Source organism: Oceanobacillus massiliensis str. N'diop (assembly GCF_000285495.1).
GTDB classification, from domain to species: Bacteria; Bacillota; Bacilli; order Bacillales; family Amphibacillaceae; genus Oceanobacillus; species Oceanobacillus massiliensis.
The window spans coordinates 247,479-270,493 of the sequence record NZ_HE610976.1 but is presented as its reverse complement, the minus strand read 5'-3'; the positions used below and the strand labels follow the sequence as shown (position 1 = coordinate 270,493).

The 23,015-nt window shown below is 41.1% G+C and carries 22 protein-coding genes and 1 pseudogene; 17 read left to right on the top strand and 6 right to left on the bottom strand.

Annotation, left to right across the window (positions count from 1 at the left end):
• Positions 1-648: 648 nt before the first annotated feature.
• On the bottom strand, positions 649-864 hold the full coding sequence (locus tag OMHG_RS18170) for a hypothetical protein (RefSeq protein WP_154648212.1): 216 nt from the start codon (positions 862-864) through the stop codon (positions 649-651).
• A gap of 99 nt (positions 865-963) precedes the next feature.
• On the opposite strand from OMHG_RS18170, the gene putP reads away from it, so the two are divergent.
• The 6 genes and pseudogenes from putP to OMHG_RS01550 all read left to right on the top strand — a co-directional run bounded on the left by putP (position 964) and on the right by OMHG_RS01550 (position 7,016).
• Complete coding sequence (putP, locus tag OMHG_RS01570) at positions 964-2,463, top strand: sodium/proline symporter PutP (protein WP_010647712.1); 1,500 nt, start codon at positions 964-966, stop codon at positions 2,461-2,463.
• A gap of 16 nt (positions 2,464-2,479) precedes the next feature.
• On the top strand, positions 2,480-3,430 hold the full coding sequence (locus OMHG_RS01565) for an agmatinase family protein (protein ID WP_010647711.1): 951 nt from the start codon (positions 2,480-2,482) through the stop codon (positions 3,428-3,430).
• Between the two features lie 70 nt (positions 3,431-3,500).
• Positions 3,501-4,115, top strand: a pseudogene (locus tag OMHG_RS19510) (protoglobin domain-containing protein); the annotation flags it as partial.
• A 135-nt stretch (positions 4,116-4,250) separates the two neighbouring features.
• Positions 4,251-4,889: a methyl-accepting chemotaxis protein gene (locus tag OMHG_RS19505; RefSeq protein ID WP_452444334.1), complete on the top strand. Its 639-nt coding sequence runs from the start codon at positions 4,251-4,253 to the stop codon at positions 4,887-4,889.
• Positions 4,890-5,070: 181 nt separating this feature from the next.
• Positions 5,071-5,325 (top strand): hypothetical protein, encoded by a 255-nt coding sequence (locus tag OMHG_RS01555; RefSeq protein WP_010647706.1) that lies wholly within the window; start codon positions 5,071-5,073, stop codon positions 5,323-5,325.
• Between the two features lie 380 nt (positions 5,326-5,705).
• Positions 5,706-7,016 carry a S8 family serine peptidase gene (locus OMHG_RS01550; RefSeq protein WP_010647704.1) on the top strand — a complete coding sequence of 437 codons (1,311 nt, stop codon included), beginning with the start codon at positions 5,706-5,708 and terminating at the stop codon, positions 7,014-7,016.
• Between the two features lie 381 nt (positions 7,017-7,397).
• Here the strand turns inward: OMHG_RS01550 and OMHG_RS01545 are convergent, their stop codons facing one another.
• The 4 genes from OMHG_RS01545 to OMHG_RS01535 form a co-directional block, all read right to left on the bottom strand.
• The gene (locus OMHG_RS01545; RefSeq protein WP_010647703.1) at positions 7,398-7,664 is read right to left on the bottom strand and encodes a helix-turn-helix domain-containing protein; all 267 of its coding nucleotides are present in this window, start codon (positions 7,662-7,664) and stop codon (positions 7,398-7,400) included.
• Positions 7,661-7,834: a YvrJ family protein gene (locus OMHG_RS17680; protein ID WP_010647701.1), complete on the bottom strand. Its 174-nt coding sequence runs from the start codon at positions 7,832-7,834 to the stop codon at positions 7,661-7,663. Before OMHG_RS17680 ends, OMHG_RS01545 begins: the two co-directional genes overlap by 4 nt.
• Positions 7,827-8,465, bottom strand: coding sequence for a sigma-70 family RNA polymerase sigma factor (locus OMHG_RS01540; protein ID WP_010647700.1), 639 nt, complete (start codon positions 8,463-8,465; stop codon positions 7,827-7,829). The genes OMHG_RS17680 and OMHG_RS01540 overlap by 8 nt, the downstream gene beginning before the upstream one ends.
• Positions 8,466-8,863: 398 nt before the next feature.
• A complete protein-coding gene (locus OMHG_RS01535; protein WP_010647698.1) occupies positions 8,864-9,268 on the bottom strand; it encodes a secondary thiamine-phosphate synthase enzyme YjbQ in 405 nt (134 codons plus the stop codon).
• 445 nt (positions 9,269-9,713) lie between these two features.
• On the opposite strand from OMHG_RS01535, the gene motA reads away from it, so the two are divergent.
• The 9 genes from motA to OMHG_RS01490 all read left to right on the top strand — a co-directional run bounded on the left by motA (position 9,714) and on the right by OMHG_RS01490 (position 20,369).
• The gene (gene motA / locus OMHG_RS01530) at positions 9,714-10,499 is read left to right on the top strand and encodes a flagellar motor stator protein MotA (RefSeq protein ID WP_010647696.1); all 786 of its coding nucleotides are present in this window, start codon (positions 9,714-9,716) and stop codon (positions 10,497-10,499) included.
• Positions 10,492-11,280: a flagellar motor protein MotB gene (gene motB, locus OMHG_RS01525; RefSeq protein WP_010647695.1), complete on the top strand. Its 789-nt coding sequence runs from the start codon at positions 10,492-10,494 to the stop codon at positions 11,278-11,280. The genes motA and motB overlap by 8 nt, the downstream gene beginning before the upstream one ends.
• 102 nt (positions 11,281-11,382) lie before the next feature.
• Positions 11,383-13,077 (top strand): methyl-accepting chemotaxis protein, encoded by a 1,695-nt coding sequence (locus OMHG_RS01520; RefSeq protein ID WP_010647692.1) that lies wholly within the window; start codon positions 11,383-11,385, stop codon positions 13,075-13,077.
• 199 nt (positions 13,078-13,276) lie between these two features.
• On the top strand, positions 13,277-13,738 hold the full coding sequence (locus tag OMHG_RS01515) for a chemotaxis protein CheX (RefSeq protein ID WP_010647690.1): 462 nt from the start codon (positions 13,277-13,279) through the stop codon (positions 13,736-13,738).
• Between the two features lie 235 nt (positions 13,739-13,973).
• Positions 13,974-16,001: a chemotaxis protein CheA gene (locus OMHG_RS01510; protein WP_010647689.1), complete on the top strand. Its 2,028-nt coding sequence runs from the start codon at positions 13,974-13,976 to the stop codon at positions 15,999-16,001.
• Between the two features lie 16 nt (positions 16,002-16,017).
• Positions 16,018-16,482, top strand: coding sequence for a chemotaxis protein CheW (locus OMHG_RS01505; RefSeq protein ID WP_010647688.1), 465 nt, complete (start codon positions 16,018-16,020; stop codon positions 16,480-16,482).
• Between the two features lie 391 nt (positions 16,483-16,873).
• Positions 16,874-18,076 carry an MFS transporter gene (locus tag OMHG_RS01500; RefSeq protein ID WP_010647686.1) on the top strand — a complete coding sequence of 401 codons (1,203 nt, stop codon included), beginning with the start codon at positions 16,874-16,876 and terminating at the stop codon, positions 18,074-18,076.
• Positions 18,077-18,436: 360 nt separating this feature from the next.
• Positions 18,437-19,645 (top strand): MDR family MFS transporter, encoded by a 1,209-nt coding sequence (locus tag OMHG_RS01495; RefSeq protein WP_010647683.1) that lies wholly within the window; start codon positions 18,437-18,439, stop codon positions 19,643-19,645.
• Positions 19,632-20,369, top strand: coding sequence for a Cof-type HAD-IIB family hydrolase (locus tag OMHG_RS01490; RefSeq protein ID WP_010647681.1), 738 nt, complete (start codon positions 19,632-19,634; stop codon positions 20,367-20,369). The genes OMHG_RS01495 and OMHG_RS01490 overlap by 14 nt, the downstream gene beginning before the upstream one ends.
• A gap of 138 nt (positions 20,370-20,507) precedes the next feature.
• Here the strand turns inward: OMHG_RS01490 and OMHG_RS01485 are convergent, their stop codons facing one another.
• Positions 20,508-21,536, bottom strand: coding sequence for a YeiH family protein (locus tag OMHG_RS01485; RefSeq protein ID WP_010647679.1), 1,029 nt, complete (start codon positions 21,534-21,536; stop codon positions 20,508-20,510).
• Positions 21,537-21,858: 322 nt separating this feature from the next.
• Here OMHG_RS01485 and OMHG_RS01480 point away from each other — a divergent pair, with 322 nt between their 5' ends.
• Together OMHG_RS01480 and OMHG_RS01475 are read left to right on the top strand one after the other, a co-directional pair.
• Positions 21,859-22,734, top strand: a complete 876-nt coding sequence (locus OMHG_RS01480) for a LysR substrate-binding domain-containing protein (RefSeq protein ID WP_010647677.1) — start codon at positions 21,859-21,861, stop codon at positions 22,732-22,734.
• Positions 22,735-22,813: 79 nt separating this feature from the next.
• Positions 22,814-22,996, top strand: coding sequence for a cold-shock protein (locus tag OMHG_RS01475; protein WP_010647675.1), 183 nt, complete (start codon positions 22,814-22,816; stop codon positions 22,994-22,996).
• Positions 22,997-23,015 lie beyond the last annotated feature (19 nt).

Sequence of the window (23,015 nt, the reverse complement as noted above, 5' to 3'; positions counted from 1 at the left end):
GGATGGTTTTTGAATGGCAGGCTTTTCTCTATAGGATTGTTGGTTTTATATAAACTACAAGCTAACTTGATGATGAGCTTATCTCCACTCCGGAAATACACTACGCTTTCCGCGGGCTCGCGCTAAGCCAGGGTACTACTTGCGATTGCTTCCTTGTTCCCTTGCACAGAGGAAGCATACTTCGAAGCGTTAGCGAATCGCATTTTCTAAAGACAAAAATTCTATGCTGCTCTGTCAATTGTTTATTGAAATTATGGTGTGGTAATTGCCGCTCCGGAAATACACTGCGCTTTCCGCGGGCTCGCGCTAAGCCTCCTCGCTCGCAAAGTTCGCTCCCTGTGGGGTCTTAGCGTCTTCGCTTTCCCGCAGGAGTCTTCGTGTATTTCCTCCGCTATGATTTGGCTTCTGAATCCTGAATCGATTTACTGATATTCAATTGTTAAGCTGATTGATTGGAGCGCAGGGTAGTCGACTCCAGCGGGAAAAGCAGCAGCTGAAGATCCCGCAAGAAGCCGGGTTTGCTTCTGAGGAAGCTGAAGCGGTGCCCGCGGAAAGCGACTGCCTGGAGCGGAAATCGGCCGAAGCAGTTATCGTATTTACTGACTGCCTTCTTTATAGAATAACGTCATAAATAATTTCAGATGGTTGTTAGAAGCCAAGGAGGTCTGGCGGGAAAATCAACAGCTGAAGATCCTGCAGGAAGTGGGTTTCTTCCGAGGAAGCTGAAGCGTTGCCCGCGGAAAGCGACTGCCCGGAGCGGAAATCGGCCGTTGCTGTTGTGTCGCAGTTTTCATCAATTGCGAAGTTCATAAACATGAGAAGAGTCAAATAATAAAACGGGAGGAATTTGATGGAGGGGTTCATTGTAGATGGCTGGACACTTTTTTGGTTTGCAGTACCGATGCCGCTTTTGGTGGTTTGGGCAGTAATTACTTTCTTAACAGAAAAGGAGAGTGATGATGCATGAATCCCACGTTCATAACATTCGCAGTTTATTTAGTAGTAATGATAGCTATCGGAATTATTACATATCAAATGACAAATACGCTATCTGATTATGTTCTCGGAGGCCGGAAATTGAATAGCTGGGTGACAGCCTTCTCTGCATCAGCAAGTGATTTTAGCGGATGGCTGTTAATAGGTCTGCCGGGTGCTGCCTATGCTGCCGGCCTGGGCCAATGGAGTTTATGGATTGCAATTGGTTTGGCAGTCGGTGCGATGGTTAACTGGCAATATGTTGCAAAGCGGTTGAGAATCTATACCGAGTATACAAATGACTCGATTACACTCCCGCAGTTTTTCGAGAACCGTTTTAGGGATCATTCCCATTTGTTAAGGGTTATATCTGCATTATTTATTTTGACTTTTTTCCTCTTTTATACAGCGTCAGGACTTGTGGCAGGGGCAAAATTATTTCAGGGAACTTTCGAGATAAACTACCACCTGGCATTGGTCGCAGGTGCAATTATCATCGTAGCATATACGTTTTTGGGAGGATTTTTGGCAGTAAGCTATACAGATTTCATACAGGGTGTTTTAATGTCTGCAGCATTAATTTTTACTTCAATTTATGGCCTGATTCAAATTGGCGGATTTGGGGAACTGTTTAATCAGCTTGGTTCCATCAGTACAAGTTTAATAGATGGCTTTGCTGCTACTTCCTATAATGAGGCAGATGGAGTTTACTGGGAATCGGCGGGTTCTATTGGTGCAATCGGAATTATCTCTGCACTTGCATGGGGATTGGGTTATTTCGGCCAGCCGCATATTCTGGCCCGCTTTATGGCGATTAAATCACATAAAGAAGTTCGGAAGGCTCGCCTGATCAGTGTTTCTTTGGGTCTGGTCATTCCGCTTTACGGGGCTTTAATTGTCGGGATGCTCGGAATTCTGACATTTGACCAACCGCTGGCAGACCCGGAACAGGTTTTTATTCAGCTTGTTCAGGTAGTCTATAATCCTTGGGTAGCAGGGTTTTTGCTTGCAGCAGTATTAGCTGCCATCATGAGTACCGTAGACTCCCAGTTGCTTGTATCATCGAGTGCACTTTCGGAGGATTTTTACCGGCGATATTTAAGGAAGAATGCAGGAGATACAGAGCTCGTATGGGTTGGAAGAATTTCTGTGCTGGTCATAGCTCTTGTTGCATTAATGCTTGCCTGGAATGAGAACAGTTCTGTGTTGGATCTTGTATCTTATGCATGGGCCGGGTTTGGCGCAACATTTGGTCCTGCAATCTTGTTTTCAATCTTCTGGAGAAAGACAACTCGAAATGGTGTGCTGGCGGGTATTGTTCTAGGAGGGATAACGATATTCCTTTGGCCATTGACCGGTTCAGAGCTATATGAGATGGTTCCGGGATTTATTTTATCCAGTATCGCTATTATAGGATTTAGTTACATTGGCAATGGTCCAACAGCAGAAATGCTTGAAGAATACGATAAAGTTACTGGAGTTAAATAGTTGGGAGCGATTATGAATGGAAGAAAAAATTTATGGGAATACACCTTGCTATTTAGGAGGGAAGAAGGTCAGCCTAAAGGATGGCAACTATAACGACAGAGACGTACTAGTCTATGGAGTGCCTTGGGAAGGGTCTGTTACCTGGGGAGACTATACTGGTTGTGAGCTTGGTCCGAAGGTTATCCGCTTAAACGCAGCTCGATATTCCGGATATTTGCCTGAACTAGATCATTTGGACGTGTTAAGTCATTATACGATTGGTGATTTGGGTGATGTGGATGTTGTCCCGGCGGATACTCCGGAAACCATGGACCGCATCGAAAAATTTGCATTGGGCGTTTGGAAGACTGGGAAGTTTCCAGTGGCCTTTGGCGGTGATCATGGAATTACCTATCCGATTGTAAAGGCATTAAGCGAAGAAATTCAAGGCAAAGTTGGGATTATTCATTTGGATGCCCATTATGATAATCATCCTGACTATGAGGGTGACCTTTATGCACGAAGTACACCATTTCACCGCATATATGAAAGTGAAAGTGTGCGGAATGAAAGCATTGTGCATATGGGAATTCACGGTCCGCGAAATCAGCCGGAGACTGGTAAATATGCAGAAGAGGTCGGAGCGACAACCATTTCGGTCAGAGAAATCAGAAGGGCCGGAACGAATCTGACTGAGCTTGCCAGTAAGGCCTATTCGATTGCAAGCGAAGGAACAGAGGCAGTTTATTTAAGTATTTGCAGTGATGTACTTGATTTTGCCTTCAATCCGGGTGGTCCTGTTGACGGAAATGGCGTTACATCCTATGAATTACTGGAACTTATCCATGAATTTGCAAGGCTTGGGATTCGGGGAATAGACTATGTAGAAGTCTACCCGCAGCAGGATACAAATGATAACTCTTCCCACTTTGTTACGTATGCGGTATTGTATGCACTTGCAGGAAAGATTTTAGGAGAAAAGATATAACAGGGAGCCTGACCGCTTCTCATTATGGGGAGCGGTTTTGCTGTGGTTTTACAATTCCTGCAGAAGGATCATGCTTGTCTTTTTAGTCCTGGAAAATGTTAAACAATTCCTGGAAAATACCGATAATAATAGCATATGTGATTATTTATGGGGGAATAGAATTGTTTACAATAAAAAACAAAAAAATGGAGTCACCTTGCGTGAATTGAGTGACCAGATGAAACCGAGCGTTCAGATTGATCCGGAATCGGAGCTGGACAAACAGTTGAAAATGCTTGATTTGACCATGCAGGATTTAGCAATTGCCCAGGTTTTAAAGCCTTTTGTGGAAGCAAACAGTGCACCTATCATTGATGGGTTTTATAAAAACTTGGAATTCAATTCTGATTTGATTGCCATTATTGAAAAGCATAGTTCCGTAGAGAGCTTGAAAAAGACCTTAAAAAAGCATGTCGTTGAAATGTTCTCTGGCGAGATGAACGAGGCTTTCATCGAAAGAAGAAAAATAATTGCTCATGTTCATGTAAAGATCGGTTTAACGCAAAAATGGTATATCGCATCCTTCCAAAAAATATTTGACGGCCTTGTTGATATTATCGAGAAGAATTTCTCTAAACCGGAAGATTTTGTACAGGCAGTTAAGGTTGTTAATAAATTATTGAATTTGGAACAGCAGATTGTACTGGAGGCATATGATGAAAATGTTGCCAAACTGAGAAAACAGGAAACAGAAGGAAAAGTTACCATTATTCATTCATTGGAACAAACTTCTGTAGAATTGGCAAGATTAGCGGAAGATACCAACGCTTCCATAGAAGAGATGATTGCACAAATGGATACCATTACAATGAATTCCCAAAAAGGAATCGATCTTGCCGAGGTTGCCAATAAGGCTGCAGAGCAGGGAAAAACGCAACTCGATGGCATGAATCGTACATTGGATAATATGCAGTTAAGTACGACAAAAGTAAATGATGATATGTCCCGTTTGGAAAGTATGTCCACAGAGATAAAAGAGATTGTAGGTATGGTGAAATCGATTGCAGACCAAACGAATCTATTAGCCTTAAACGCTTCTATTGAAGCTGCAAGGGCAGGCGAACATGGCCGCGGTTTTGCAGTAGTTGCCGAGGAAGTACGGAAGCTGGCGGAACAGACTGGTGACTCGGTAACAAATGTAACCAATCTAGTAAATCAAACAAATGAGCAGATATTCAATAGCTCTTCCTCCTTGGAAAAGGTTCAGGAATTCTTAACAGATGTTAAAGAGCAGATGGCTAATACGGAGGTTGTTTTCCGGGAAATTAACGGAACGATGGAAAAAACAAAAACAAGCAATGAAAACATTCAGGATGACCTGCAAATAGTTGGACAGGCAATCCACGGTATTGAACATTCGACGTTGACGATTACCGAAACAGCTGAAAATCTGAATCGTATGATTGAGGAATCGAAATAGGTTAATTGTCGAAAGAGGTTATCGTCTATTCTGGGCCGGGTAGACGATTTTCCTTTTTTAATACGTCTTATCTTTGAAAAAATCAGATATTTAGTCCTATATGTCCATTTTAATTTCGTACTATTTACACTTGTGAAATGATGCACGTGTAAACTATCATGTTAGTATAGGAGGGGACGTGTTGACCCAAGAAACTATTGATGAACTGCTGGAAGCCATCACATTGCTACTGGACGATTTAAAGGATATACAGGAAAATAGTTATCAAATGGATCAGTTAATGGATCAGCTTGAATCGCAGGTAAATGATGTGGAGATAAACATCCATGGCTTGGAACAGAATGCCCAAACGTTGAATGACAGACTTTCTCAGGTACTTGAATGTGTCATGAGCAGAGCTAAAGAACAGATAGATAGTTATAAAGTAATTAGCTAAGGCTGCCAAGGCAGGCTTTTTTTTATGTGCTTTTTCCGGTAAAACCGGTTCATGAGAAATACTTCGTTCATGTAAAATGGGCTAAGGATTTTCTGTTTTATGTTGTCTTTGTATTGAAAGCATGCGTTGTTATGATACATAAACTAAAAATTGCCATGTGAATCTATTTACCATTCAGAACTAGAGAGCGGAAATCCAGGCAAAACTAGTAAAATTTAATGTGAATTTTCCAAAAATAGTCAAGTTGTCCGATTGTTTTCTTGTATAGCCACTGATAACCTTGAGCTGTAGGATTTTTTATTAAGGGCTGTTTTTCTAATAAGATTGATAAACAACAATGCTTATGAAAAAAGCGCCTTATTACAAAAAGGAGGAGTAAAATGAGTGACAGGAAACGAATATGGTTTGAAGAAAGCGATCGAAAGCTGGACCCTGGATTAGTAGAGCAATTGTGGAATAACCGTAAAATCGACCCCGAAGAAAACAGCGGAACTGAAATCCCTATTATCGTTTATTTGAAAAGAAACTGTGACAAGAACAAAAAAGACGACCTCCTTAAAGCCTGCAACTTTGACACCCATAATAAATTAGATAAAGAACTGCATAGCATTAATGGTGTAAAGGGCCATCTAACACCTGAAAAGATTAAACAAATTAAGGATCACGATGCGGTGGATCGAATCTTTTATGATCGGATTGTATCCGCATATCTGGACATTGCCAGTGAACAAATCGGAGCAGTTAATGTCCAGAACCAATATAATTTAACCGGTAAAGACGTAACGATAGCTGTAATCGACACGGGAGTCCATCCCCATGAGGATCTGATAAAACCATCAAACAGAATTATAGCTTTTAAGGATTTTGTAAAGGATCTTGAGGAGCCATATGATGATAATGGACATGGAACCCATTGTGCAGGGGATGCTGCTGGAAACGGTTATCTTTCAAATGGGAGGTATCATGGCCCAGCACCAGATGCTTCGATAATCGGAATAAAGGTACTCGATGATCAAGGAAGCGGCAGGTTATCAACAATAATCGAAGGAATAGAATGGTGCATGACCCATAAGGATGAACATAATATTCGCATCATTTCACTATCCCTTGGTGCACCAGCCTATGAATCTTTCCGGGATGATCCTTTATCACTGGCTGCCCAAGAGGCTTGGCATTCAGGTATAGTCGTATGTGCAGCAGCCGGCAACAGTGGTCCAAGTGCATCGACAATCAGTACACCGGCCATTGATCCATTCATTATAACGGTTGGTTCTGCAGATGATCAGGATACACTAGAGCGAAGTGATGATATTATTGCTGACTATTCAAGCCGGGGACCAACCATTGACTCCCTGGTGAAACCGGATATCTATGCACCAGGTTCTAATATTATCTCGCTTTTGGCTCCAGGATCAGCGATAGAGAGCCAATTACCAGAGCTGATTGTCGAAAACAACTATATTCAACTATCCGGTACATCCATGGCAACCCCCATTTGTGCAGGTGTAATTGCCTTATTGCTGGAAGCTAATCCGGATTTAAGTCCTAATGATGTGAAAAGCATATTAATGGCGACTTCCCATCCAACACTTAATGATTTATGGGGGTACATTGAAGCTGGTGATGCCGTCGAAATGGCAAATAAGTATTATGCAGTGCAGACTGCTAAAGCAGCATCAGAGAGCGTCTAGATGCAAAACATTATCAAAGGGAGAACCAAATTTGGTTCTCCCTTTTGCTATGGCTGGAAAGAATACTGGTGGGTAAGCTTGTACATTTTTCTCGATGGCTGCTTGAGTGGAAGGCGTCATAAACCATTTGTTTGGAGAATGGGGGTAAGGAGTTAAAGGAGTATTAATATGGGTCTCTGCCCCCGCTTTTAAAGAGCGGGGGATGCATCACGGGCTAATACTCGTCATTTCCGGCGTTATGTAGCCGTTCTCCATTATGATAAGAGAACGGAAATGCTGGAGGTAAGACTATCTATACACAAGGTCAACGATTAATGCGCATAATTGATAATCGACGCTGCTCCTCCATATACAACTCTAACGTGATGGAAAGTATCGGTATTACTCTGCTTCTGCATAGTCGAAAGGATGCTGTTCCTTCAGCTTATTTGTAAATTCCCAGAAGCCAAACGTTTTACTGAAATCGTACTGCCGAACAATTTCGATCGTCTTGATTTTCAATTCCTGATACAGGTCTTCCTGTTCCTGGGGGGAAGTCTCTTTTAGGGAAACTTTTATTTTAGGTTCAAACAAGCTAAGGACAATCTCTAAGGATTCGATATCGTTATACTGTTGGACTTTTCTTGTTAAGTCAATAAGTCTAGTCATAATATATCCCTCCTTAATTCTTTGATCGTATCTGTTAAGCACTTTGAATGCTGTTCCAGACGTTCCATTCTTACTTCGTAGCGGATTAATAAAAACATGGTAACCAATACAGGAAAGCCGACATCTTCCAAAAGTTTAAGGGTAAAAGAGAGAGCTGGAATATCAGTCATACGAATCCTCCTCTTCTAAAAGCTGTTTTTTTATGTTGGCTAAAGCTTTATTCCTCGTCTTTGAAATGGACTGTTGGGAGACGCCATCTCTGGCTGCAATCTCTGTATCTGTCATATTGAATAAATAGGATGCCTCCAGTATATATTTCTGTCTGGGTGTGAGGGAGCGAATAGCGTTATACAGTGCCGGGTTTTCAATTTTATCTTCTAATAGACTTTCATTTTCAATCACTGCCTGGTCTACAGTTCGTGCATGACAGTCTGCAATAAGATCCACTCTTGATATGCTAGTATGCTCTTCGTCATGTATCGGCTTATCCAAAATTAGCAATTGCCTTTGTCTGTCACGATTTAATTTCTGATCAAAACGGATGGCAAATCTTCTTAAATCATTCGATAGCTGACTGATTAGCCTTATTTCAGCAAGATGTTCCCGAAAAGCCATGTCCAATGCTCTTTTCGCATCAGAGGTCGAATAGCGGATGGACTGATCCAGCAGAAACCAATTTTCTTTCGTATGCAGAAACGATTGCAGCAGGCCATTACGGAACATTAACTCATTCTCTTCAATAAACTTTTTTGCCCATGAGTATTCGCTTTGTTCACCATCAGGAATTTTATCTTTATTCATCCTAATTTTCCTCCCTTCTTATTATATAAAGGCATTCGTATAGATTTCTGCACAACCTTAAAGAACATCCGTTTCCAATATTATAGTAAATTTTTACAATAATTTCTATATAATTTATATTCAATCATTTTATGAAAGAGGTTGTGTTTCGGGATATTTAGCTGCCTTTATATGACAGATGGGAAACATTGACTGTGCTATATATACTAGTTTGAAAGAAGGGGAAAATCATTAGCTGAATAAACGCTTTAAAAGGTAAGAAATCATGTCAAAGTAACCATGCTTTTGATACTATGAGAAATATTTTGAAATAAATTTTGCGAAACTGATTTTCAAGGCTAAAGAATAGAAAATGCAGCCATTTAGAAGGGGAATGACTGCATTCTATCCATATCAAATTAGCCTTCGATAATCTTTACAATATATTTCCTGTTCCTTCTGGGTCCATCAAATTCACAAAAATAGACTCCTTGCCAAGTTCCAAGCTGCAGCTTGCCGTTTGAAATGATCAGTGTCTGTTGATGCCCGACCGTACTTACCTTTAAATGGGAAGCGGTATTCCCTTCCATATGCCTGTCCTTTGGATGCTCCCACGGATATACTTCATCCAATCTCATGAGCATATCCCTCTTGACGTCTGGGTCTGCGTTTTCATTTACTGTAATTCCTGCTGTGGTATGAAGGGAAGACACGACAACAATGCCATTTTTAATTCCCTTTTGATGGATCCATGCCTCAATGTTCGCGGTAATATCAATCATTTCTGAGTGATGAACGGTATCCAGCTGAAAAGTATTTAACATAACATAACCCCTCTCCTTTCCAACTATTATAAACCATAGGTGCCTGTCACTTCCCGAATTTTGTCGAATTGATATCGATAAGTCAACATCGGCTCACTGTCGTTCACCGTGTTTCCTATATCTCCTGCGGTGCAGTCCAGTCGCTGCGCTTCTAAACGGTCGCCTCCACTTTTGATCGTCTAGTTCCGGCTCCCAGAAGCTTGCAGACTTCCTGTCACCTCCGTACGATAAGTCAACATCGGCTCTCTGCCGTTCCCCGTGTTTCCTGTATCTCCTGCGGTGCAGTCCAGTCGCTGCGCTTCTAAACGGTCGCCTCCACTTTTGATTTAATAATCTAAATTATTTGTTTTAAAAAACTCTTTCACTCTTTGTTAATTTTACCGATATATAGATTATGGCTACATAGAAAAGTGGCATTTCTAAATTACTCATTAGGAGGTTACCTATGGATAAGACATCGTTGATTGGGTTGATATTAGGGCTAATTGCTGTTGGGGTCGGGATGGTGCTTAAAGGCGTAAGTGTGATGGCGCTTGTAAATCCGGCTGCAATTTTAATCATACTGTTAGGAACGGTTGCTGCAGTGACAATTGCTTTTCCAGGCAGTTCACTTAAAAAAGTGCCTGCATTATTTAAGATTATTTTTACAGAATCCAATCAGACAGATACAAAGGAACTGATTAATATGTTCAGTAACTGGGCTGATCAGACACGGAAAGAAGGTATTCTGTCGCTGGAACAAAGAGTGGGAGAAGTGGATGATCCGTTTTTATCATCCGGACTTCAGCTTGCGATTGACGGCCAATCTCCGGACTTTATTAAAGATATCATGCTGGAAAAGATTGATGCGATGGAGCAGAGGCATGAAGAGGGGGCTGCCATTTTCACACAGGCCGGGACTTATGCTCCTACCCTTGGAGTACTGGGTGCAGTAATAGGTCTGATAGCGGCACTTGCTGATATGTCGGATGCAGACGCGCTGGGGCATGCCATCTCAGCGGCATTCGTTGCTACTTTACTTGGGATTTTTACTGGGTATGTACTCTGGCATCCATTTGCCAATAAGCTGCGGGAAAAGTCTAAAAGGGAAATCCTTCAAAAGGAAATTATGGTAGAAGGAATTCTTTCTATAACAACGGGTGATTCCAAAATGATAGTAAGAGAAAAATTAGGTTCATTACTATCCAGCAAAGAGATGGCAGCATTAAAAATGGTGGATTTAGATGAGTAGAAGGAAGAAGAAAAAGCAATCACATATTGACGAGTCATGGCTGCTCCCGTATTCTGATTTGCTGACACTTCTAGTGGCTCTATTTATTGTACTATTTGCGATGAGTGATATTAACGTACAGAAGTATGAGCAGCTTGCGGTCATTTTCCGCAGTGAATTTTCTGGAGGCGAGGGAATACTGGATCAGAATGAGAACCCAGTGCAGCCCCCCGTAGATCAGGAAGAGAGCGAACAGGAAGAGGCAGCTGAAGAAGATGAGGACGAGCAAAAAGATAAAAGCACAGAAGCAGCAGAAGGTGAGCTTCTAAGGCTTGAAAATATACAATCGATGATACAGAATTACATCTACGAAAATGATCTGTCCGATAAGTTCGGAACAGAATTAACGGATGAAGGTCTGCTGATTACGATTGTAAATGATGTGTTTTTCGACTCTGGAAGTGCAGAAGTCAAATCGGAAGGTCGTGAAGTGGCCGGAGACGTATCCAGTTTGCTGCATACGGAGCCGCCGCATCAAATCGTAATCAGCGGCCATGCGGATGATGTTCCGATCGGGACGTCAGAATTCGCTTCCAACTGGGAACTCAGTGTGAAGCGTGCTTTAAACTTTATGAGTCTTGTTCTGGAAAACGATGAGCTTGATCCGACGCTTTTTAGTGCAAAAGGCTATGGAGAATACAAACCATTAGTGCCGAACACGAGCGATGAAAACCGGGCGAAAAACAGACGTGTCGAAGTGCTTATTCTTCCCAACTATGAAATAGATACATCGGAACAATAAAGATGGAGTCCCAATTCCGATTCGAACTATGGAACGCAGTAACGTAAAAAATATAATGGATTCACTAAAACAGAGGAAATTAATTGAAAGAAGAGGACATCGATGAAAAAACTATTAAGCTTGAGAAGCATTCAAGCAAAGATCTTATTTATCTTTGCAATTGTTATATTTCTAGTATTACTATTTGTCGGATTCAATATCTATACGATCCACTCTACGAATAAACAGACGGAAGAAATCATGGATTCCCAGCTCTCGCTTTTGATTGTCAATGATAAACTGGAGAGCAATATGGCTATCCGGGAAGCCTATTTGCGCGGCTATTTGCTTTTTGATGACGAAAAAGAAAAAGATAGATTTAATGATTCCCTTGGCGAATCCATCGAACTGGAAGAAAGACTTCTAGCAGTGGATAATAGCAGCGAAAGTCAGGAACTTGTCAATAAGAAAATCGAGTGGGGTACACTGACAGACGAAGTCATAGCTCTGTATGAGAGTGGAGATCAGGATCAAGCACGCGAGCTAATGAAAAACGAAGTGAGTCCATTAACGGATGAACTGATCGATACAATGGCAGCATCTTCAGCAGAGCGGGAAGCGATTATTACCGAATTAGGCGAAAATATAATTGAAAATGGTAATGCACAATTTTTGAACACAATTATAATCGGTGCGATTATCATTCTTGTTTCACTTATTTTCGGAATTACAACCGCACGCAATATCTCGAAGCCAATTAAAGCAGCAGTCGATAGAATGAAGCTGGTTGCAGATGGAAACATCGGTCTTGAACCCTTAAAGACCAATAGCAAGGATGAAACTGGGCAGCTGATTGACTCAACGAATCTCGTAAGCCATAATTTAACGGATGTTGTATCGAAAATCAATGAAGTGGCTGAGCTTCTTTCCAGTCAAGGTGAAGAGATTACCAGCTCTGCAAATGAAGTGAAGGCAGGAGCTGATCAAGTAGCCATTACGATGGAAGAACTGGCAACAGGTTCTGAAACACAGGCGAATAGCGCAAGTGAACTCGCATCGATTATGGGATCATTCTCGGTTAAGGTTCAGGAGGCAAACAAAAAAGGTGAAAATGTCCAGAATAATTCTAATGAAGTCCTCGAAAAAATCGGGGTCGGCAGTGAATTAATGGAAAAATCCAATGTTCAGATGAAAAAGATTAATCAATTAGTAAAAACATCTGTTGAAAAAGTGATCGGACTTGATGCGCAGTCACAGGAAATCTCTAAAATCATATCTGTAATCCAAGAGATTGCAGCACAGACGAACCTGCTTGCACTTAATGCGGCCATCGAAGCAGCAAGAGCTGGAGAACATGGAAAAGGGTTTGCTGTTGTAGCGGATGAAGTTAGAAAACTAGCGGAACAAGTAACAGACTCTGTAAGTGATATTACTGGAATTGTAGATACGATTCAGGCAGAAACAAGCGATGTTACCGGCTCCCTTGAAGGTGGATATAAAGAAGTCGAACAGGGAACCTATCAAATTCAGTCAACAGCTGAAATGCTTGAAGAAGTAAGGAATTCTGTTACAAACATGGTTCGGGATATTAATAGCGTTTCCGATAACCTGCTTGATATTTCGGATAGTACAAGAGACATGAACAGCTCTGTTGAAGAAATTGCTTCTGTTTCAGAGGAAGCTGCGGCTGGCGTACAGGAAATTGCCGCATCAACCGAACAAACCAGCAGCTCGATGGATGAAGTTGCATCAAGCTCCGAACATCTGGTAAAAACAGCAGAAGAGCTGAATGTATTAATTCGCAGATTTAAATTATAGGAGAATGAGAGAGACTGGTTTCTGACCAGCTCTCCGTTTTTACCTGATAAGCTACGATCGTTGTCAATGGAATAACCGAATTGTTGTAAGATTTCATCATTTTCCTTCATTTCAACTAAATATGACCGATATAGATACCATACATACTTTTGCAAGGCCTAGGACTAATATAATATATCCTTAATAGGGAGGTTTTTTATTGCCATTAACAACAGAACAACGGAATCGTTCGGTTACATCCCTGCTGAATGGCACAAATGAATCATTAAAGTCAATTATTCCTCTTGACTACCAATTGTCAAAACCTGGACTGCTTGCCAAGCCGTTGAATATTCAATTTGGTGTATTAATCGGGTTTACAGGAGACCTCAAAGGCAAATTGATTTTATCTGGAGAATTGGACGTTTTTGGAGCGATTGGACAAGCGATGTTTGGCATGGCGATCGAAGGGGAGATGCTGGCATCCTTCAGTGGAGAACTTGGGAACATGCTGGCTGGGAATCTTTCTACCAATATTGTACAAAACGGCATCATGACAGATATCACTGCACCAACCATCATGAATGGGGATACTACTTTATCTGGATATGATAAGGCGATTCACTTGACTGCAAGTTTCGAGAAGTCTGGAAACCTTGATATATACCTTTTAATCGATTGAGTAGTGAATATATGAGTTTTTGACAGGAGACCGAATGTGATTCAGTTTCCTGTTTTTTGGTGGAATTGCATGTAATTGGAGTTAATCCTTTAAAATACCTATTGGATTGCCGATATATAAATTAGGGATTTTAACCTATAAAAATATAGAAGACTAATTGTGCAGTGGGAGTAAATCAGCTATTGTAAAAATAGCCATAAAAAGAATAAAATGGAATCGAGAAAGGAAATGCCCTATGGAGACGGATCAGTACTTAGAAGTGTTTTTAGATGAAAGCCGTGAGCATTTACAGGCAGTGAACGATAACATTCTGGAATTGGAAAAGCAGCCTGAAGATCTGAATCTGGTAAATGAAATTTTTCGTTCAGCCCATACCTTAAAAGGCATGGCCGCAACGATGGGATATGAAGATATTGCTTCGTTGACACATAAAATGGAGAATGTCCTTGATTTGATGCGTAATCATAAATTGAAAGTTTCCACTGAGATTATCGACGTTATCTTTTTAGCTATCGAGTATTTGGAAGATATGGTCAATTCAATCAGTGAAGGAAATGACGGGAAGAAAGATGTATCGGGACTAGTGCAGCGATTGGATCAAATCGAGAAAGGAAATCCAGTTCAAGACAGTACTGAAACCAGGATTGATGCACAGGATCAAGTGGTTAATTCCGATGATCTTGGTCTTGATGAATTCCAGATTACGATTGTGGAACAAGCGAAGGAACAGGGTTTTTTCCCATTTCAAATAACTGTAGAGTTGACCGATGATTGTATTTTAAAAGGTGCACGTGCCTACATGGTTTTTGAGGCTCTTGAAGACTATGGTGAAGTTATCCGCACTAACCCATCTGTCGAAGAGATCGAAGAAGGAAATTTTGCGCAAAGCTTCTCCATGATTTTCCTGTCTGGAAAAGAATCGACAGAAATAAAAACCATTATCGAAAAAGTATCTGAAGTAAAACAAGTTCAAATCGGCAATCTGGTCACAATCTCCAATGCAATAAATCCAGCAGAGCATGAAAGTGTGGAGAATATTGCTGAAACTGCCGCAAAAGAAGAAACGGCAGCTACAACGGAACAATCGAGCCAGACATCGGTGAAAAGCAGCGGATCGAAAACGATTCGTGTTAATCTCGAGAAGATTGATGATTTGCTGAATCTCTTTGAAGAAGTTGTTATTGATCGCAGCAGATTGGAAGTTATAGCAGAAAACATCAGCAGCCATGATCTGACAGAAACCGTCGAGCATATGAGCCGGGTCTCCACCGATATGCAAAGCCTGATTCTAGCGATGCGAATGGTGCCAATCGAACAAGTATTTAATCGGTTCCCACGCATGATAAGAGGGCTTGCTAGAGACTTGAATAAGCAAATAAGCCTTGAAATCTACGGAGCTGATACGGAACTCGACCGTACGGTTATTGATGAAATTGGAGATCCGCTGGTCCATCTCATCCGTAACTCTGTCGATCATGGTATTGAACTGCCGGAAGTACGTCAACAATCTGGAAAGCAGGCGGAAGGCCGATTGATTTTAAGGGCATTCCACAGCGGGAATCATGTTTTTATAGAAATTGAGGATGATGGAGCAGGAATTAACCGGGAGAAGGTTCAGGAAAAAGCAATTGAGAATGGAATTATATCCAGGGATGAAGCGGAAGTTCTGACCGATGATCAGATAGCAGGCTTTATCATGTCATCTGGATTCAGTACTGCAGATAAGGTTTCAGATATATCTGGCCGCGGAGTTGGGCTGGATGTGGTGAAAAACAAAATTGAATCACTTGGTGGTCAAATATCGATTGAAACGAAAGCGGGTAAGGGAAGTATTTTTTCCATACAGCTACCTCTAACGTTATCCATTATCGCAACATTGCTTGTTAAAGTACAGAAGGAAACCTATGCCGTACCATTATCTTCTATCATTGAAACCGTGATACTGAATAAAGAGCAGATCATGTATGCACATGGCAAAAAGGTAATGGACTTCAGAGGTAAAGTGGTGCCAATTGTTTCTTTAGCAGCCGTCTTTGATATTCCGGAAGCAGAGGCACATGAAGGAAATGAGTATTCTGTAATCATTGTCAAAAAAGGGGATAAGCTCACCGGGCTGATTGTTGATTCTTTTATAGGACAGAAAGAGGTTGTCCTTAAATCATTGGGCAATTATCTTGGAGATGTGTTCGCCATCTCAGGTGCGACAATCTTAGGCGATGGAGAGGTTGCCTTAATTATCGATCCCAATGCACTGATTAAATAGAATTGGAGGTTCTAACATGGCAGAAGTGACGAAATTTATTGTATTCAAATTGAAGGATCAATCGTTTGGAGTTGAAGTACAGCAGGTCATTTCAATTGAACGATTGCAAAAGATTACCGAAGTTCCCAGAACATCCGAATTTATTAAAGGGGTGACGGAGCTGCGGGGCGAAACAACGCCAATTATCGATTTAAAGGAACGTCTGTTGATTGATGGGACGGAAATTACAGAGGATAGCCGGATATTAGTTGTATTTGTACAGGATATGCAAGTTGGTCTGATTGTTGATGCGGCAACAGAAGTAAAGGATATTGACCATGATATGATACAGCCTGCACCTAAATTGATAGGAGGGGTTCGAGAAACCTTCCTGAGAGGTGTTGCCAAAATGGACGATAATCTCTTGGTCTTATTGGATTTGGACCGAATCGTTGATTTAGAAGAGACCAATGAATTACGGGAAGTAGTATTAGAGGATTGAGCGGTATAACTTGAAGGGCTTTTCCAATGTCTTAAATGACTTTTGGGAAGCTCTTTTCTTTGTATGAAAATCGAGTTCACAACCGCGATAAAAAATCATTTTGTTGAAAGGCATGCGGCTGGATTCTGCTTTTTTAGTTGAAAGTAAATGGATTAATGAGACAACGTTTTTTGGAAATCTTCATTTACTGCAGGGTCATACGAGTCAATAGATGTCATATTTCCTGGGAAATAATGTAGAATTTCAGTAAATGCTGGATAATAATGTCTAGTTCGCTGAAACAAGTTATTTGAGAATCTGGTTTTTCTCTTTTCCGAGCTGTCGGAAATAGTATGCTATAGTGGAAGAGTAGACGATTTCGATTTAAGTTTATTATGGGAAGTGTCATGTAATGGGGCAGCACAAAAAATATGGTATGAAGGATTTGGCTTTTTGGAAGATAACATTAAGCTTAGCATTTGCTTCTTTTTTTGTCTTTGCGAGCATGTATGTTGTACAGCCGCTTCTGCCGGTATTCGTAAATGAATTTGATATAACGGTATCTGAATCGACGCTTACATTATCGGTTACAATTATTGGACTGATTGTCGGGCTAATTACTCTTGGCTTTCTTTCAGATCGGATTGGCAGAACATTTTTCATTAAATTTTCGCTGATTGGATCCGTTATCCCTTTTTTCGTTATCCCAATCAGTGATTCGTTTTATCTGATTGTCCTGCTGCGTTTTATTCAAGGATTTGCATTGGCAGGTCTGCCAGCTGCTTCGCTAGCTTATTTGAATGAAGAAATCGATCATCGTAGTGTTGGCGTTGCAACAGCCTTATACATATCCAGCAATGCTCTTGGTGGCATGGCGGGAAGGGTGATTACTGGCTATCTAGCCGACCACTTTTCATGGGAAACGGCTTTCTATGTCTTTGCAGCCATTGGATTAGGTATTTTAATAGTTGTCTATTTATCGTTGCCGAAGTCCAGCTGCTTTGAAGCAAGCAGGCAGCCTTTCAAGAAGGATATGGAAGGGATGCTATTCCATATAAAGGATCCCATCATTCTTATTATTATTGGCATTGGAGTTGTGCTGCAGTATTCATTTACATCCATTTGGACCTATTTACCGTTCCATCTTGAGGCAGAGCCTTTTTCCATGTCGCTTGAGGCGGTTTCCTATACTTTCCTTGCCTATGGACTAGGTGTAGTCGGTGCTCCTTTTGCGGGATGGCTGGCAGGTAATTTAGGATTGAAGCAAGTCCGTATGGCGGGGATTGTGGTGATGTCCCTCGGAATATTACTTACATTCAGCCAATCAATCGAAGTGATTATTACCGGGTTATGTATCATGTGCCTTGGCTTTTTTACTACCCATTCATTAACCGCAACATCTGTGACGGAACAGGCAACACACCATAAAGGCAGTGCATCCAGCTTATATTTAGTTGCGTATTATGTTGGTGTCACATTAGGAAGTTCAGCAGCAGGGCCGCTATGGAATAAGACAGGATGGAATGGAGTTGTGCTATTGGCAACAATCTTGCCTGTGATTTATGTAAGCATTGTTGTCGTCATACAGAAACGATTGAGAAGAAAAAGCATGTAATAATATAGGCTATGACATCGGCAAAATGTTCAAATCTGTGGGAAATAATTGTAGAATATGGAAGTTATATAAAGAAAAATCTGGACTAATTCGAATTCTGATTAAAGAATGTTGAATGGTAAACCGGATTTTTTATTTGGCGAAAAAAGTATGTTTAATCCTTATTCATTGAACTGATTATCTTTTTCCTAAAACAAATACCTATTCCATTGATCATGTTAGCCATCATTCCTCTAATCTTTTAGGGTAGGATGATAAACCTTAAACCAAGAAAGATTGGAACAAGTTTGAATAATTGCTTTCGATAGATAAATCGAGTAAAATTACCTAGTTGATTATAGATGAAGTGAGTTGATAATAATGCCCAGACAAATTTGGCTGCTTGTAATTGCAACGGCGATTACGGTTACTGGCGGCTCTTTTTTATGGCCTTTAAATACAATTTTTATTCATAATGAACTTGGAAAGAGCCTTGCTTTCGCCGGGTTTATTTTAATGTTTAACCAAGGTGCATCCATTGTCGGTAATCTGCTTGGAGGTGCCCTTTTTGATAAATACAGTGCCTATAAGACAATTCTGGCAGGTACTTTTATTGCGATGAGTGCTGCAATTGTCCTTGCCTTTAATCATGGGATTGTCGCCTATTCCATTTTGCTTATAATTATTGGATTCGGGAACGGAATAACATGGCCAATCATGTTCGCTATGGCTGGTTCATTGTGGCCTGAGGGAGGACGTAGGGCATATAATGCAGTATACGTGGCACAGAATTTAGGGGTTGCGATTGGAGCATCAATGGGGGGATATATAGCAAGTTTATCCTTTGATTACATTTTTGCTGCAAATGCAGCTGTTTTTGTTATCTTCTTCCTTATTGTATTATTGACATTTAAGGACATGGACAAGGCACAGGATCTTCAAATGGTCACTTCTGTTGTCGGACAAAGAGCGAAGATTCAAAACAAATCTGCATTCAAGGCATTGCTTATTCTGTGCAGTGGTTTTCTATTGATTTGGTGTGCCTATAGTCAATGGGGATCTACGATTGCTTCCCATACGCAGACCATTGGAATTCCATTGGAACAGTATAGTTCTTTATGGGCGATAAATGGTTTTCTTATCTTTCTGGCCCAACCTTTGTTAAAATGGTTTACAGATAGAGTTGCTTCACCGAAACAGCATATCTATATTGGAATGGTAATTCTGATGATCTCTTTTGCCATAGGGATGTTTGCAGAGAATTTTACAATGTTTGCTGCATCGATGGTAATTCTTACGTTAGGAGAAATTCTCGTGTGGCCAGCGATTCCTACACTGGCAAATGAACTGGCTCCGCGCGGCCGGGTTGGCTTTTATCAAGGAATTGTAAACAGCATTGCTTCCGTTGGCAGAATGATTGGCCCGGTACTTGGCGGGTTTATCGTGGACTTTTATAATATGGATCTGCTATTTATCATCCTGTTGATCATCCTGGTGATTCCGTTTATAACGACAAAGGTTTATGACAGACAGGTGGTCAAGGAAAAACAAATACATATGGAAAAGGAGCATACGTATGACAGAACATAATGTTAAGCTTATTGCACTCGATATGGATGGGACATTATTGACAAGTGCGCATGAGGTAACGGTGCGTACACAGCAGGCGATTGAGCAGTCGCTAGCGAAGGGGATACATGTAGTTTTAAGTACAGGACGTGACTTCCGGACCTGTTATCCTTATGCAGAGGAATTGAAATTACAATCCTATCTCGTTACGGCGAATGGCGGTCAAATTTGGACTGTCGAAAAAGAATTGCTGGATCAGCATTTACTAGAAACGGCATTGATTGAAAAACTATATAACCTTGGTACCCAGGTAGGTGTCAATATGTGGATGATTTCAACAAGTGGTGTATTCCGCGATGATATTCCCGAGAATTTTTACGACTATGAATGGTTGAAATTCGGATGTGAATCAACAGATGAACAAAAACTTGATATTATGGTTAAAGAGCTTTCACGCTATAAAGAGCTGGAACTCACCAACTCCCTGCCAACTAATGTTGAGGCCAACCCAAAAGGGGTAAGCAAGGCTAAAGCATTGAAGTTCCTATGCGACAAAATTGGAATAACGATGGAAAATGTCATGGCCGTCGGGGATAGCCTTAATGATATTAAAATGATTCAAGAGGCAGGAATAGGTGTAGCAATGGGCAATGCCCAGGAAGCAATCAAGCAGGTTGCCGATCATACAACAGAGACCAACAATAATGATGGTGTAGCAAAGGCAATCGAAAAATACGTCCTATAACCAGCAAAAACCGGAAAGTGATAGGTGCCTGTCACTTCCCGGTTTTTGTTGTATTTTGTCGAAAGTATGCTTTAGCAAACCGCAATACGGATTCGGTGCCAACTTGATAGCTTTTTTCAGTAATGTATCTGTCATTATTTATATGCCTGAAATCCAATACATGAAGACAGAAACAAATACCGATGCAAGCAGCATGGCAAACAGTGGCCGCAGCGCTTTATCCTTCATGTCCTTCATACTGACATTCAGTCCTAGTCCGACCATGGCAGAGGTAAGGATAAAGGTAGTTTTAAAGCTAATTATCTCCATAACTCCATCCGTTACAGGTATCATGTCTCCCAATATATAGCTGCCGAATAAGCTCATCGCAATAAATCCAAGCAGAAACATTGGGAATTTCACGTTCGTATTACCTGCTTCATCTACAGACTTCCGATTCCTCATCCAGTAGATTAAGATAAAACATAATGGTACAAGCAAAAACACGCGACCTAGCTTGGCGAGCAGCGCCATCGCCAACGCCTCTTCTCCAGCCGGCTCTGCAGCCAGTGCAACATGTGCAAGTTCATGCAGACTGAGTCCAGACCATATGCCGTACTGAATATCTGTTATTGGTAAAAAAGGAAATAGCAGCGCATAGATAATGGAGAAAATTGTCCCTGCTAGCGCGATGATTCCAACACTTATAGCAGTATCATCGTCTTTTGCCTTTACAATTGGTGCAACTGCTGCGATTGCTGCTGCACCGCATACACCTGTTCCAATCCCTAGAAGCAAAGCGATTTGAGAGTTTGCTTTAAACAATTTGGACAAATAGATTGTCAATAGGATGGCAACAGCAATTGTTACAGCACTCTTTAACAGCAGACCGATCCCATCCTGGAAGATGACATCGATATTAAGCTTCAATCCATATAAAATAATAGCGAATCGTAATAAGTATTTCGATGAGAATTCAATCCCCTTGCGGAAAAACTCAGGATATCCAAACAGCTGCCGGTAGGCGACAGCAAGCAAAATAGCACAGGCAAGCGGCCCGATATGACTTAGGCCGGGAAGACATGATAGTACGTATCCCAGCAGTGAAAAAACAAAGGTGAAGCCAATGCCAGCTAACTGCTTTTTCCAATCGTCGAGTCTTTTAGTCAACACGCTCAACACGCTCATATATAATTCTCCTCTTTAAAAGTCTATAACTTAGTATAAGTTCAGTTTTGCCATAAGAAAAATAAATTATTATAATAGTTATGATAAGATAATCTTATTAACGAAAGTATAAAGACTTTTGCTAAGCGTGTTTGGACTCAAACATTCCAGTACAGTAGAAGATAATAGCACCAAGGATAGTGCAGTTTACTGATGGTATATGGAAGCCGGGAACAGCTGGCTTCAGGCAACAGAAACCAACATAAAACGCCAGCAAAGCTTGAATAGCTCATAAAATTATTCGACAAAATTCGGGAAGTGACAGGCACCAGGGGGGATAGGGATGGATCAGCATCTTGTTGTGTTTAGGGAAGTGGCTGAGCGTAAGAGCTTTTCGCGAACGGCAGAGGCATTGCATATGTCACAGCCGGCAGTCAGTCAGTATATTGCATCTTTAGAAAAGGAGCTCGGTGTCCGTCTTCTCGAGCGAAGCAATAAATTCGTAGAGATGAACAAAGCGGGTGAAATCGTTTATAAGTATGCTCAGGAGATACTAAGGAATTATGATCAAATGCAAATACTTGTATCGGATTTAAAAAATGACCCAAGTGGTGAACTGAAAATAGGTGCAAGCTATACAATCGGAGAATATCTTCTCCCAAAAATACTAGCTAGACTACAGGAAAGATACCCGCAAATCGTACCGGAAATAACCATCGGCAATACGGATGAAATTGGTACAAAGCTATTGCACCATGAAATTGATATTGGACTTATTGAAGGTAACTACTCTCATCATCAATTTTCAGAGGAGCAGTTTGCATCCGATCAAATGTATATTATTGCAGGGGAAGGTACATCCTTACAGATAGATGGGCAAGCATCGATAGAAGATTTGGAGAAAGAAACCTGGATTATACGTGAGGAAGGCTCGGGAACCCGCAAAGTAGTCGAGGACTTTCTGGACATGCATCATATAAAGCCAAAACGAATGCTGACATTTGGAAGTACGCAGACGATTAAAGAGGGCGTTGAGTCCGGATTGGGCATTAGCTTGCTTTCTAGCCTTACATTTGCAAAGGAGATCGAACTAGGAAGAATCCAAAAGCTTTCGGTCGATGGCACACCAATTCAGCGAAAATTTTCTATTATCAAAAACTACCATGAATTCCACCCAAAGGCATTGGATGTTTTTGAAAACCTCGTGAAGCAGATATGATAAATCAGGGCGGCATGCCCTTACATTGTCGCTGAAAAAGGAGTATAATAAAAAGTGTAGAAGGAAAGGGGATGCTATTATGTCATTTTCTAGAGGACCAAAGGAACCGGTTCCTGAAGTGGAAACCAATGTATGGTCATGTACGAGTGATGATTGCCAGGGCTGGATGAGGGAATCATACAGCTTCAACGAAGAGCCTGCATGTCCATTATGCAATTCAACGATGGAACGAGAAGTTCGAGTTATTCCGGAGATGAAGTAGAAATAGTATCTCTAAAAAG